This is a genomic window from Kitasatospora sp. NPDC091276 (assembly GCF_040684355.1).
Taxonomy (GTDB): Bacteria; Actinomycetota; Actinomycetes; order Streptomycetales; family Streptomycetaceae; genus Kitasatospora.
The window spans coordinates 200,027-212,256 of sequence record NZ_JBFBFU010000002.1 but is presented as its reverse complement, the minus strand read 5'-3'; the positions used below and the strand labels follow the sequence as shown (position 1 = coordinate 212,256).

Genomic DNA, 12,230 nt, shown 5'->3' with positions numbered 1-12,230 from the left:
GGGCGGCGGGCCTGCCGGTCGGTTCGAGGGCGAAGCCGTTCGCCGGGCACATCTCCTCGTCCTTCCCGAGGGGCAGGCGGGCGCGCCGCTGCCCGTCGGTCGGCCGCTTCCGGCGCGAGGGGCGGAACTCCAGCGGGTCCTCCCACGCGCCGCGTGCGCAGACGGTCACCGGCGTACCACCGGAACCATCCGATCGAAGCCGGGTGCCGGCTCGCGGCCGACGAATCGTCGGGAAAGCGCTGCTGCGGCCGCCATGCGAGGTCCGCGCCTGGCGGAGAGTAGCCTGGACATCACCGAAGGCACCTCGCATGCCGGGCAAGACAACTGGCGTCGTCTCCGGTGAACGGCGATGCCGGATCCGGCCCGAGGCCGGGTCCGGGGACAGGTCTTCGACCATGACCACGACCCTCGACCGCGCGATGACGCCCACCGCCCCGGAACCCGCGGCACGACTCTCCCGGGTGCCCGAGGGCACCCGGCCCGGTCGGTTGGACGGCGCCTGGTGGCCCCGCTCGCGTGACCTTCTCCTCGAACTCCCCTCCCTCGCCGCCGCGTTGGACGGTCCGTGGGGGCGGGTCACCCGGGCCACCGTGAACCCCGCGCAGTGGCCGACCGTCCCGCACCGGGCCCCGGTCGCCGGGCACACCGTCCACGTGGGCTGGTTCACCGTCGAGCAGGACGAGCACCTGATCGTGGTCTGCTCGTACGCCCCGCTGCGGCTGAACCTGCTGGTCGTGCCGCCGGAGACGGACGCCGTCACCGCCGAGCGGCTGATGGCCCGGGCGGCCGACCCCGCCGACAGCCGGACCGCGAGCGAACTGCTCGCCTCGGAGCCGGGCCGCGGCGCGGACGGGCCGGAACCCGGTACCGACGTCCTGCCCTCGGCACTCGTGCCCGCCACCGGCGCGGGCGAGGCCGGCCGGCGGGCGGACGTCGCCCGAAGCCGCGCCGCCTCCTGGCCCGCTGGCGCGTAGCGGTCCGGGTGCGGACACCTGGACAGTCCTCAGACGTGGAACGGGACGGTGGTGACGACGATCTTCGGCAGTGGGCGGAGCGCCCTGCGCAGGCGGGGGGCGAGTCGGTTGTGCAGGAGGCGGTGGCGCCGGTGCCGTACGACGATCTCCGGGAGGACGACGGTCAGGGTGAGGTCCGGGCGCTGGTCGTGCAGGGCCTCGATGTAGTTGACCAGGGGCGCGACGATCGTGCGGTAGGGGGAGAGGAGGATCTTCAGGGGCACGTGGTCGCCCCACAGGTTCCAGTACGCGCGGAAGCGCCGGGCCTCCTCCTCGCTGGCGCTGATGTGCAGGGCGAGGACGGGCTGGCGGAGCGAGGCGGCGTAGGCGAGGGCGCGCATGCCGGCCAGGTCCAGTGCGGCGATCGGCACGATCAGCAGGGGGTGGATCTCCTCGGGAGTCTCCTCGCTCTCAGCCTCGCGCTCACACTCCGCTTCCGCCTCTGCGGAGGGCGCGGGTGCGCCGTCCCGTGGGCGCGGCCGGGTGAGGGCGCGGCCGGGGACCTCGACGGCGTGCGGGTGCAGGGCGAGCGCCGCGGCGACCTGCTCGTAGTGGTGCCGGATCCTGGTGGCCACCAGGATGAACAGGCCCACCACGAGCGCGGCGAACCAGGCTCCCGAGGTGAACTTGGTGATCGCGGCGGTGACGAGCACGATCGCCGAGAGCAGCGCGCCGACGGCGTTGAAGATCAGGCTCTTGCGCCAGTGGCGGTCGCGCAGGCGCCACCAGTGCACGACCATGCCGGTCTGCGACAGCGTGAAGGCGAGGAAGACGCCGACCGCGTACAGCGGGATCAGCGGCGCCGTCATGCCGTCGAACGCCGCGTAGATCGCGGCCGCGGCGACCGAGAGCACGACGATGCCGTTGCTGAAGGCCAGCCGGTCGCCCAGCCGTAGGAAGATCCGCGGCGCCTGGTTGTCGCGTGCCAGGAGGTAGAGGACGCGGGGGAAGTCGTTGTAGGCGGTGTTGGCCGCCAGGAGCAGGATCGCGGCCGTGGCGGCCTGGGTGAAGACGTAGCCGAAGCCCGGGCCGAAGGCGCGGTGGGCGAGCTGCGACAGTACCGTCTCCTGGGCGTCGGGGACGACGCCGTCGAGGTGGACCAGCGCGACCGTGCCGGCGAAGAGCACGATCAGCAGGCCGACCATCCAGGTCAGGGTGGTACGGGCGTTGCGCCACTCGGTGGGCTGGAAGGCCGGGACGGCGTTGGAGATCGCCTCGATGCCGGTCATCGCCGTCGAACCGGAGGCGAAGGCGCGCAGGACCAGGAGCACGCCGACCCCCTCGGTCGCGGTCGACTGCGGAGCCGCGGTGGGCTGGAAGCCGTGGCCGGCCGCGTCGTACAGGCCGAAGGCGATGAGGGCGAGGACGGCGAGGACGAAGGCGTAGGTCGGTGCGGCGAACAGGACGCCCGCCTGCCGTACGCCGCGCAGGTTCCCGGCGAGCAGCACGCCGATCACGGCGAGGCCGATCGGCACGGCGTCGCCCCGCAGTGAGGGGACCGCCGAGGTGACGGCCTCCATGCCGGAGGCGATCGAGACCGCGACCGTGAGGATGTAGTCGGTCATCAGACCGGCGGCCGCCGCCAGCCCGGGGAGGCGGCCGAGGTTCGCGGTGGCGACGATGTACGAGCCGCCGCCGTGCGGGTAGGCGCGGATCGTCTGACGGTAGGACACCCCGACCGCCAGCATCAGGAACGCGATCGTCGCGGCGATGGGCACCGAGTAGCGCAGACCGGCGGTGCCGGCCAGGACCAGGACGGCCAGCATCGCCTCGGGCCCGTAGGCGACGGACGAGAGCGCGTCGGCGGAGAGCACCGGCAGCGCCACCAGCTTGCGCATCCGCTCGTGCGCGATCGCGGTACTGCGCAGCGGGGCCCCGAGCAGCACGTGCCTGACCCCGGCGCTCGCCCGGCCGAGTCGGGAGGTCCGGGTGTCCTCGCCGCCCGCCTCGACGGGCGGCGGCTGCCCGCCGACCGTGGCCACCCGCACGAAGCGGCCGAAGCGCACCGGCCGGATCTCGGAGGAGGCCGGAAAGCGGCCGAGCTCCGGGTCCACCGGCAGTGCCCGGCGCCACGCCTGCGGATCCCCGGCCGCCCGGCCCCATTCCCGGCCCACCCGGCGCAGTACCCCGACCTGTTCCCGGTCGAGGGCCGGCAGCGGGGCGTCGGGACTGGGCGCACCGCCCGCCCCCGCGCCACCGCCGTCATTCTTCGCATTCGACACAGCACACAGTGTTACGCATCGTGGCTCCCGGTGACGCGGGGCCGACCCCGGGTCGTCGAGCGGGGCCGCCCCTTGCCGCGCAGGCGTCCGCCGGCGCCCGTTCGCGCCCGTTCGGCCCCGGTGCGGTCGGAGTACCGTGGGAGGGCGGGGCGGCCCAGTTGCTGGAACCGAGGGGCCGGCCCCGTTCGGCGGGCCCGATCCGCGCCCGCGGAGAGGTGGCGAGCCATGTCGGACGATGCCGGTGCCCCGCACCCCGGGCTTCTGCCGGATCGCTTCCGGCAGGCGGTGAAACCGGGGACGGTCCTGCTGCGCCTGGAGACCACGCGGTCCCGCGAGGGCGCACTCGATGGCGCCTGGTGGCCGCGGTCACGGAACATTGGCGCCGAACTGCCCGGCCTGGTCGGCGCGTTGACCGAGCACCTCGGCCCCGTGGTGAGCGTGGGCCTGGACGCGGACGCCTGGGACGAGGTGCCGGCCCGGATTGTCGTCGACGGCCGGTCGGTGCGCATCGACCGGTATCCGGTCGGCGACGACACGGTGATCGTCACGCGGGGCGACCGCGATCACTTCAGTCTGCTCGTGGTTCCGCCGCGGGCGGGCCGGGAAGCGGCCCTGGCCTCGATGGCCCGCGCGGTCCGGGCCGGCGGCACCGACTCGGCGCGGCAGATCCTCCTGGCCACCGGCATCGGCTCCGAGCCCACGACCGAACCGCACTGACCGGACAGCACAGACCTGACAGCACAGACCGGACAGCACCGAGGAGCGGCCCCGGGCCGGAGGAGGTCAGGATGCGGCACTACCGATGGGTCCTGGAGACCCAGGACGACGACGGCCACTGGGCCCGGCAGGGCGGCGTGCCCATGCCGAACCCCCTGGAGTACGACGGGCCGCCCCAGCAGGCCGCCAACCACGTCCGGGAGGTGTTCGTGCGCACGCTCTCCCGACCGGCCCCGGGGCCCCGGGCGGTCAGGGTCCGGGTCTGGGGCGGGTCCGACGCCGTCGGCGAGCCCGAGGCCGAGACCGAGTGGTCACGCGAGTGACGTGCCCGGTCCCGGCCTGCGGGCGGTGTCCGTGGGGTCGGATCAGGAGCATCCCGAGCTGATCTCGCGGAAGTTGGCGTAGTGGTCGTCGCTGTACCAGACGTGGTCGGTGGCGGGGTCGCGGACCAGGCGTTCGGCGTCGCGGTGCTGGCCGGGCTGGCGCGGGTTGACGTCGTACTCGCGGTAGTGGCCGTCCTGGGGGAGGTCGCCGCTGCGGTTTCCGTAGACGTTGCTGCCGCGGATCACGAAGGGGGAGCCGGCCACGGGGTAGTCCCGGGGGGCGTTCGCGGTCGGCCACTGCAGGTCGTGCCAGATGTGGCACGCCTCCTCGACCTGGGGCGGGAACTGGTCGACGGGCAGCGGGGGTTCGAGGATGCCGCGGACGATCCGCGGCGCGGGGTGGGCCGCGGCGGCGGCGCCGGCCGGGGCGGCGGAGGGAACGGTGACGGCCGTCAGGAACAGTGCGGCGGCGGCCACCCGGAGCAGGCTTCGGTGTGCGGTCACGCAGCGGCCAACGACGCCCGGGCGTCACGGATGCGGGAGGTCACCCGTCCGGACCAGCCCCGGCACCGGACGCCGGTGGCCGCCGGCCGGGCCGTAGGGTGGGCGGGTGGATGATCTCTGGGGGCGCCTGCGGGTGCGGGTGGTGCCGCTGCTGGCGGCCGGGGCGACGGTGGCGGCTGGGCTGGGCGTGCGGGCCGTGCTCGGCGGGGACGTCGCGAAGTGCGCCGGGGACGCGCTCTACACGGTGCTGGTGTACGCGCTGGTGGTGCTGGTCGCGCCCCGTGTTCGGCCGGGGCGGGCGGCGGTGGTGGCGGCGGGGCTGAGCTGGGCGGTGGAGCTGTTCCAGATCACCGGGGTGCCCGACGAGTTGGGGCGGCGCAGCGGGCTGGCCCGGCTGGTGCTGGGGTCGACGTTCAATCTGCCGGACCTGTTCTGGTACCTGGTCGGTGCCGCGTTCGCCGCGCTGGCGCACCGGGTGCTGCGGACCGCGAAGGCCGCACGGACCGCGAGGACCGCAAGGGCTGCGAGGACGACCGCAGCACCCGGTGCCGCCTGACGTTGCGTCAGAGCGGAAGCAGGTCGGGCCGCTTGGCCTCGACGTGGTCCCCCGAGGACTCCCCGCGCAGCCGTCGACCGACCCAGGGCAGCAGGTACTCGCGGGCCCACTGGAGGTTCTCGCGCCGCTGGTCGGCGGCGGACGGCTCCGGGGTGGCCGGCCAGGGCGCCTCCGGGTCCTGCTCGGTGCGCAGCCCCAGGGAGCGGGCGGCCAGCAGGGCGACCCGCTGGTGGCCTTCGGGGGAGAGGTGCAGCCGGTCCTCGCTCCAGGCCCGGCGGTCCTGGACGGCGCGCAGCGACCACAGGTCGGCCACCTTGCAGCCGTTGCGGTCGGCGACCGCCCGCATGTGCCCGTTGTACGTGGCGATCTTGCCGCGCAGGTGCTTGAACAGCGGTACGTCCCGGGTGTCGAAGCCGGTGCAGATCAGCACCGTCCCGGCGGAGGCGGTGAGTTGGACGATGGCCGCCTCGAAGCGCTCGGCGACCTCGTCCGGGTCGCTGCCGGGCCGCAGGATGTCGTTGCCGCCGGCGCAGAAGGTGGCCAGGTCGGGCTGGAGCCGGCGGACCTGCGGCACCTGCTCGGCCGTGATCTGGTCCAGCAGCCGGCCGCGCACCGCCAGGTTGGCGTAGCGGAACCCGCCCGGCGGCCGTCCGTCGGCGAGCAACCCGGCCAGGCGGTCGGCCCAGCCGGCGAAGGCGCCGTCGGCACCGGGGTCGTTCAGGCCCTCGGTGAAGCTGTCGCCGAGGGCGGCATACGAACTGAGGTCAAGGGTCTCCTGGAGGTTCGGCATGAAGGAGATAGTTCACCCATTCAAGTGACCTACGCCACCGTAGGTGACCCCGCCGGCACGTGAGATGGGCCACGTGCCCCACCCGGAATACAACCGGAGTGCAGAGCGGCGGCCCCCGGAAACCGCAAGATCCCGCCCCCCTTCCGCTTTTGGGCCCGCCCGGACGATGCTCGAAGAGCGCGGCCGGCCCGGCCGCCGTCCTTCCAGGGGGAAAACATCCATGGCTCTGAATCCGACCTCCGGTCTGTCCGGGCAGTGGTCCGTCGACGACCGCTGCACCAACTGCGACGTGGCCCGGCAGCTCGCGCCAGGACTGATCCGTGAGCGCGCCGGCCGCTCCGAGCTGGTCCGCCAGCCGCACGACGAGGCCGAGCACCGCCAGCTGCTCGCCGCCGCCCACGCCTGCCCGACCCGCTCCATCCGGCCGGGCACCGGCCCGCTCGACCCGGCCACCGACCCCTTCCCGCTGGCCCTCGACGACGGCCTGCTGCTGCTCGGCCACAACTCCCGCCGCAACGCCGGGGCCAACTCCTACCTCTGCCGCCGCCCCGCGGGCTGGCTGATGGTCGACACGCCCCGCTACGCCGAGCCGCTCGCGGCCCGGTACGAGGCCCTCGGCCCGGTCACCGACATCCTGTTGACGCACCGCGACCACGCGGCGCACGGCCGGGCGTACGCCGACCGGCTCGGCGCCCGGCTCTGGATCCACGAGGGCGACCTGGACGCCGCGCCCGACGCCGACCGGGTGCTGCGCGGCGTCGAACCGGTGGAGGTCGCCCCCGGCGTCACCGCCCACCCCTTCCCGGGCCACACCCGCGGCAGCGTGCTGTACCTGGTCGACGAGCGGTACTGCTTCACCGGCGACACCCTGTACTGGTCCCGCACCACCGGTGACCTGGAGGTGTACGACACCGTGACCTGGTACTCGATCGAGGAGCTCTCCGCCTCGCTGGACCGCAGCCTGGACGCGCTGCGCTTCGAGTGGCTGCTGCCCGGCCACGGCCAGCGGCACCGGATGCCCGCCGAGGAGGCGGCGGCCCGGCTGCGGGCGCTCGCCGGCCGCTGCCGGGGCCTGCGGCCCGCACCGGTGGACTTCGGCGCGGTCCGCTGGTGACACCTCGGCGGGGCCCGTCCTCGTGACGTTCGGCGCGGCGCGTCCCCGTGACGCTCGGTGCGGTCCGTCCCGTGGCGATCGGCCGCGCGTGCGCCGGAGCCCGCGCCGGGTGCGCGGGGGCCTGCGCCCGCCGGGGGCGCCCGCGCGGGTGTGCGAACAGCCCCGCCGGGGCAGCGGCCTGGGGAACGGAATCCCCGAACTCCCCTGCACCCGAGGACGGTTGAGGAATGCCCACGCAGACCCCGGAGCGCACTGCCAGGCCGCGGCGCTACCTGATGTGCCGGCCGACGTACTTCACCGTCGACTACGCGATCAACCCCTGGATGGACCCGGCGCAGCCCACCGACACCGCGCTCGCCGTCCGCCAGTGGGAGCGGCTGTACTGGCTGTACCGCCGCCTCGGCCACACCGTCGAGCTGATCGACCCGGTGCCCGGCCTGCCCGACATGGTCTACGCCGCCAACGGCGCGACCGTGCTGGACGGCCGGGCGCTGGTCGCGACCTTCCGCTACCCGGAGCGGGCCGCCGAGTCCGAGGCCTACCAGGCCTGGTTCCGCTCGCACGGCTACCGCGAGGTGCACCGCGCCGGACACGTCAACGAGGGCGAGGGCGACCACCTGGTGGCCGGCGACCGGGTGCTCGCCGGGACGGGCTTTCGCACCTCCCGGGCCGCGCACGCCGAGGCGGGCGGGTTCTTCGGCGTCCCGGTGGTCGGCCTGACCCTGGTCGACCCGCGCTTCTACCACCTGGACACGGCGCTCGCCGTGCTCGCCGACGACCACGTCATGTACTACCCGGAGGCCTTCGACGCCGACAGCCGGGCCGTGCTGCGCACCCTGTACCCGGACGCGATCCTCGCCGACCGGGCCGACGCCGAGGTGTTCGGCCTCAACGCGGTCTCGGACGGGCGCCGGGTGCTGCTGCCCGAGGCGGCGAAACACCTGGCCGGGCGGCTCGTGGAGCACGGCTACCAGCCGGTCCCGGTGGACGTCTCGGAGCTGCTGAAGGGCGGCGGGGGAGCCAAGTGCTGCACGCTGGAGCTGCGGCCCGCCTGAATCCGGAACCTGCCGTCCGCACTGCCGTCCGCACTGCCCTTCGCGCTGCCCTCGCGGACCTTCCCGGCCGCCCCGCCGTCCGGTAGAGGTTGGCCAGGGCATCCGGGGCGGTGCCGTGCCGACAGGAGGGCCACATGCGCGATCAGGCTTCCGCATCCGAGGACGAGGCGGCGCGGCGGCGCAGGGCCGCGCCCGGGCGCCGGAGCACGGACCTCCCGGCCGAGGGCGCCCGGGAGGCCGCGGCCGTCGGCCCGCTGTCCCCTTCGACGGCGCTGCCCCTGCAACGCACCCTCGGCAACGCCGCGGTGGCCCGGCTGGTCGAGCAGCAGCGACACGGCCACGACGCCTCCGGCGGCGCGGGGGTGTCGGTCCAGCGGGCCCCCACGCCCGGAGCCGGGCCGGCTACGCAGATCGCGCTCACCCATCTGACGGCCGACGACCTGGAAGGCGAGTGCGGCTACTTCGAGCGCAGGCGGCAGTTGAGCGTCGCCGCGCCCCAGCAGGGCGTCATCATCCAGGAGATCAACCGCGTCTTCGCCGTGGAGGAATGGGACGGCACGGACTGGAACGCGATGTCGGGCAGCCGGATCGACTCGTACATCACCGCGAAGGGGTCGAGCGCCCACGCCACGGTCGCCCGCTACTGGGAGCTGTGGACGGTCGACGCGGCGGGCAACGTCTCGGACGGCGCCGAGGACACCTTCTCGCTGTGCTCGGTCATCCCCGGCCGCAAGCGCAAGGACACCACGCGGGGGACGTACACGATCACGGGCCGGGCGGTGTTCTACCCCACGGCCGTCGCGCCCGCGGACCTTGGCTTCACACCTGGCGGCGCCCCGCCGGCGGGCGGCCTGTTCAGCACGCTGGCCGACCCGTCGGCGGCCATCGCGGGGCAGGGACTGGCCGCTTCCGGGCGGCCGGTCGACTGCCGGGTGCAGGTGGCCTGGGACAGCTCCCAGGGCGACCGGTACAGCGAGGTGACGATGAGCTGAGTCGCCGCGGCCCCGGTCGGCGCGGTCAGCTCTCGACCAGCAGCACCTCCAGGGTGCGCGGGCCGTGCACGCCCTCGACCCGGTCGAGCTCGATGTCGCTGGTCGCGGACGGCCCGGAGATCCAGGTCTGCGGGCGGGCCGGGTCGAGCCGGGGCAGTGCGAGCGGCACGGAGGCGACGACCTGCCCGGGTGCCCGGACGACGCACAGGTGGTGGTCCGGGACGAGGGTGAGCAGCCGCCGCCCCTGGCCCGGCCCGGCGTCCAGCACGATCGTCCCGGTCTCGGCGATCGCGAGCGCGCAGCCGGTGACGACGCTGTCCACGGCGTCGAGCCGGGCGGCGGTGAGCGTGCCGTCGTCGGGGACGGCCGTGACGGCGGTGGCGCTGAGCCAGGCGGGCGGCAGGCCGGGCGGCACGGCGACCGTGCGGCTGCCCCGTTCGGCCAGCAACCGGGCCAGCACGGCGGGCAGTTCGGACTCGGTGCAGCTGTGCACCCGGGCGCGGTAGTCGGCCAGGTTGTGGTGCAGCAGGTCGAGCAGGGCCGCCGGATCGTCCGGACCGTGCGTGCGCAGGTAGTCCCGGGCGACCGGCTCCTCCGCTGCCCGGTCCCGGTCGGGGTCCCGGTCTGGGGCGGGGTCGGCGAGCGCGGCGCGGATCCGGGCGAGGATCAACTCCCGTGAGGTCATGAGCGGTTCCTCCGCCACCAGTCGCGGAACGGTTCGGCGGGCAGCTCCGGGAGGTCCCGGGTGTCGGTCCAGGCCCGGCCCGGGCCGGGCAGTCGGCGGGGGTGCAGCGCGCGGGTGCGCCCGGCGAGTCGCTCGGCGGCCGCGAGCGCCGCCGGGTGGTCGAGCACGTACCCGGCGGCCGCGATCGCGGCCCGCTCCAGCGGGTGCCCGCCCTGCTCGGCGACCCGCTCGCGCAGGTGCACCAGCACCTCGGGGATGTCGATCGCCACCGGGCAGACCTGGTAGCAGGCCCCGCAGAGTGAGGAGGCGTACGGCAGTGAGGCGTCCAAGGGGCTGGTGGTGCCGCGTAGTTGGGGTGTCAGGATGGCGCCGATCGGGCCGGGGTAGACCGAGCCGTAGGCGTGGCCGCCGGCCCGCTCGTACACCGGGCAGACGTTGAGGCAGGCCGAGCAGCGGATGCAGCGCAGCGCCTGGCGGCCGACCTGGTCGGCGAGCGCGGCGGTGCGCCCGTTGTCGAGCAGCACGAGGTGGAAGGCGGACGGGCCGTCGCCTTCCGTGGTGCCGGTCCAGAGCGAGGTGTACGGGTTCATCCGCTCGGCGGTGGAGGAGCGGGGGAGCAGTTGCAGGAAGACCTCCAGGTCCTGCCAGGTCGGCACGACCTTCTCGATCCCGACCACGGAGATCAGCGTGCGCGGCAGGGTGAGGCACATCCGGCCGTTGCCCTCGGACTCGACGACCACCAGGGTGCCGGTCTCGGCGACCATGAAGTTGGCGCCGGAGACGGCGACCCGGGCGCGCAGGAACTTCTCCCGCAGGTGCAGCCGGGCCGCTTCGGCGAGTTCGGCGGGGGAGTCGGTCAGTCCCTCGGGTGCGGGGCGGCCCCAGGCGGCCATCCGTTCGGCGAAGATCTCCCGGATCTCGGCGCGGTTGCGGTGGATCGCGGGCACCAGGATGTGCGAGGGCCGGTCCTCGCCCAACTGCACGATGAGCTCGGCGAGATCGGTCTCGTACGCGGTGATCCCCTCGGCGGCGAGCGCCTCGTTGAGCCCGATCTCCTGGGTGGCCATCGACTTGACCTTGACGACCTCGGTCTCTCCCGTGGCGCGGACCAGGTCGGCGACGATCCGGTTGGCCTCCTCGGCGTCGGCCGCCCAGTGCACGATGCCGCCGGCCGTGGTGACGGCCTCCTCCAACTGGACGAGGTAGCGGTCGAGATGGCGCAGCGTGTGGTCCTTGATCGCCTTGCCGGCCGCGCGCAGTTCGGCCCAGTCGTCGAGTTCGGCGACGGCGCGGGCCCGTTTGTCCCGGATGGTGTGGGTGGCGTGCCGCAGGTTGGCGCGCAGCCGCTCGTCCCGGACGGCCGCCGCTGCGGCCTGCGGGAAGGTCGCCTGCGGGGAGGCCGCCTGCCGGAAGGCGGGCATGCCGAGGAAGGTGCCGGTCATGCGGGCCTCCACGGGTGTTCCTCGGTGCTGGCGAGGATCTCCGCCAGGTGCAGCGGGCGCAGGGCCGCGCCCCGGCGGCGCAGCGTGCCGCCGAGGTGCAGCAGACAGGAGTTGTCGGCGCCGCACAGGACTTGGGCGCCGGTGCCGAGCGCGTGGGCGATCTTGTCCTCGGCCATGGCCGCCGAGACGGCCGCGTTCTTGACCGCGAAGGTGCCGCCGAAGCCGCAGCACTCCTCGGCGCCGGGCAGTTCGACCAGTTCCAGTCCCCGGACGGCGCGCAGCAGCCGCAGCGGCCGTTCGCCGAGACCGAGCACCCGCAGGCCGTGGCAGGAGGGGTGGTAGGTGACGGTGTGCGGGAAGTGCGCGCCGACGTCCTCGACGCCGAGCACATCGGTGAGGAACTCGGTCAGCTCGTACACCCGGGGCGTCAACGCGGCGGCCATGGAGTCGAGTTCGCCGCTTCGGCCGTCGGCGGCGGCCCGGGATCCGATCCGCGGATAGTTGTCCCGGACCATGGCCACGCACGATCCGGAGGGCGTCACCACGTGCTCGTACCCGGCGAAGGCCCGTGCGGTGCGCCGCAGCAGCGGCTCGCACGCCCGCCGGTAGCCGGTGTTGTACTGCGGCTGCCCGCAGCAGGTCTGCCCGGCGGGGAAGTCCACGGTCACGCCGAGGCGTTCGAGCAGCCGGACGGTGGCGACCGCCGTGGCGGGGAACAGCGCGTCGTTGACGCAGGTGGCGAACAGTGCGACCCGCATCGGCCCTCCCTTCGTCCGGCGACACCGGCCGGCCCGCTCGCGATCGTACCGAGCGGGCC

At 74.5% G+C, this 12,230-nt stretch carries 13 protein-coding genes; 7 read left to right on the top strand and 6 right to left on the bottom strand.

The window, feature by feature from the left end; genetic code table 11:
* Positions 1-395 precede the first annotated feature (395 nt).
* Positions 396-974: a DUF5994 family protein gene (locus AB0O19_RS03105; RefSeq protein WP_363617352.1), complete on the top strand. Its 579-nt coding sequence runs from the start codon at positions 396-398 to the stop codon at positions 972-974.
* Positions 975-1,003: 29 nt separating this feature from the next.
* On the opposite strand, the gene AB0O19_RS03100 is transcribed toward AB0O19_RS03105, so the two are convergent.
* Positions 1,004-2,851: an APC family permease gene (locus AB0O19_RS03100; protein WP_363617611.1), complete on the bottom strand. Its 1,848-nt coding sequence runs from the start codon at positions 2,849-2,851 to the stop codon at positions 1,004-1,006.
* 609 nt (positions 2,852-3,460) lie between these two features.
* Between AB0O19_RS03100 and AB0O19_RS03095 the strand changes: the two genes are divergently transcribed.
* Both AB0O19_RS03095 and AB0O19_RS03090 read left to right on the top strand, forming a co-directional pair.
* Positions 3,461-3,952: a DUF5994 family protein gene (locus AB0O19_RS03095; RefSeq protein WP_363617350.1), complete on the top strand. Its 492-nt coding sequence runs from the start codon at positions 3,461-3,463 to the stop codon at positions 3,950-3,952.
* A gap of 71 nt (positions 3,953-4,023) precedes the next feature.
* Positions 4,024-4,275: a hypothetical protein gene (locus AB0O19_RS03090; protein ID WP_363617348.1), complete on the top strand. Its 252-nt coding sequence runs from the start codon at positions 4,024-4,026 to the stop codon at positions 4,273-4,275.
* A 42-nt stretch (positions 4,276-4,317) separates the two neighbouring features.
* On the opposite strand, the gene AB0O19_RS03085 is transcribed toward AB0O19_RS03090, so the two are convergent.
* Complete coding sequence (locus tag AB0O19_RS03085; protein ID WP_363617346.1) at positions 4,318-4,752, bottom strand: ribonuclease domain-containing protein; 435 nt, start codon at positions 4,750-4,752, stop codon at positions 4,318-4,320.
* 133 nt (positions 4,753-4,885) lie between these two features.
* Here AB0O19_RS03085 and AB0O19_RS03080 point away from each other — a divergent pair, with 133 nt between their 5' ends.
* The gene (locus AB0O19_RS03080) at positions 4,886-5,335 is read left to right on the top strand and encodes a DUF2809 domain-containing protein (protein WP_363617344.1); all 450 of its coding nucleotides are present in this window, start codon (positions 4,886-4,888) and stop codon (positions 5,333-5,335) included.
* Positions 5,336-5,342: 7 nt separating this feature from the next.
* On the opposite strand, the gene AB0O19_RS03075 is transcribed toward AB0O19_RS03080, so the two are convergent.
* The gene (locus tag AB0O19_RS03075) at positions 5,343-6,125 is read right to left on the bottom strand and encodes an SGNH/GDSL hydrolase family protein (protein WP_363586458.1); all 783 of its coding nucleotides are present in this window, start codon (positions 6,123-6,125) and stop codon (positions 5,343-5,345) included.
* A gap of 220 nt (positions 6,126-6,345) precedes the next feature.
* Here AB0O19_RS03075 and AB0O19_RS03070 point away from each other — a divergent pair, with 220 nt between their 5' ends.
* The 3 genes from AB0O19_RS03070 to AB0O19_RS03060 all read left to right on the top strand — a co-directional run bounded on the left by AB0O19_RS03070 (position 6,346) and on the right by AB0O19_RS03060 (position 9,286).
* Positions 6,346-7,239 carry an MBL fold metallo-hydrolase gene (locus AB0O19_RS03070; RefSeq protein ID WP_363617342.1) on the top strand — a complete coding sequence of 298 codons (894 nt, stop codon included), beginning with the start codon at positions 6,346-6,348 and terminating at the stop codon, positions 7,237-7,239.
* A gap of 227 nt (positions 7,240-7,466) precedes the next feature.
* Entirely contained in the window at positions 7,467-8,294 is an 828-nt protein-coding gene (gene ddaH, locus AB0O19_RS03065) for a dimethylargininase (protein ID WP_363617340.1), read from the top strand.
* A gap of 134 nt (positions 8,295-8,428) precedes the next feature.
* A complete protein-coding gene (locus AB0O19_RS03060) occupies positions 8,429-9,286 on the top strand; it encodes a hypothetical protein (protein WP_363617338.1) in 858 nt (285 codons plus the stop codon).
* A 25-nt stretch (positions 9,287-9,311) separates the two neighbouring features.
* Here the strand turns inward: AB0O19_RS03060 and AB0O19_RS03055 are convergent, their stop codons facing one another.
* The 3 genes from AB0O19_RS03055 to AB0O19_RS03045 are packed head-to-tail and all read right to left on the bottom strand — an operon-like array spanning position 9,312 to position 12,171.
* Positions 9,312-9,971, bottom strand: a complete 660-nt coding sequence (locus tag AB0O19_RS03055; RefSeq protein WP_363617336.1) for an LUD domain-containing protein — start codon at positions 9,969-9,971, stop codon at positions 9,312-9,314.
* On the bottom strand, positions 9,968-11,413 hold the full coding sequence (locus AB0O19_RS03050; protein WP_363617334.1) for a lactate utilization protein B: 1,446 nt from the start codon (positions 11,411-11,413) through the stop codon (positions 9,968-9,970). The genes AB0O19_RS03055 and AB0O19_RS03050 overlap by 4 nt, the downstream gene beginning before the upstream one ends.
* Positions 11,410-12,171, bottom strand: a complete 762-nt coding sequence (locus AB0O19_RS03045; RefSeq protein ID WP_363617332.1) for a (Fe-S)-binding protein — start codon at positions 12,169-12,171, stop codon at positions 11,410-11,412. Before AB0O19_RS03045 ends, AB0O19_RS03050 begins: the two co-directional genes overlap by 4 nt.
* Positions 12,172-12,230 lie beyond the last annotated feature (59 nt).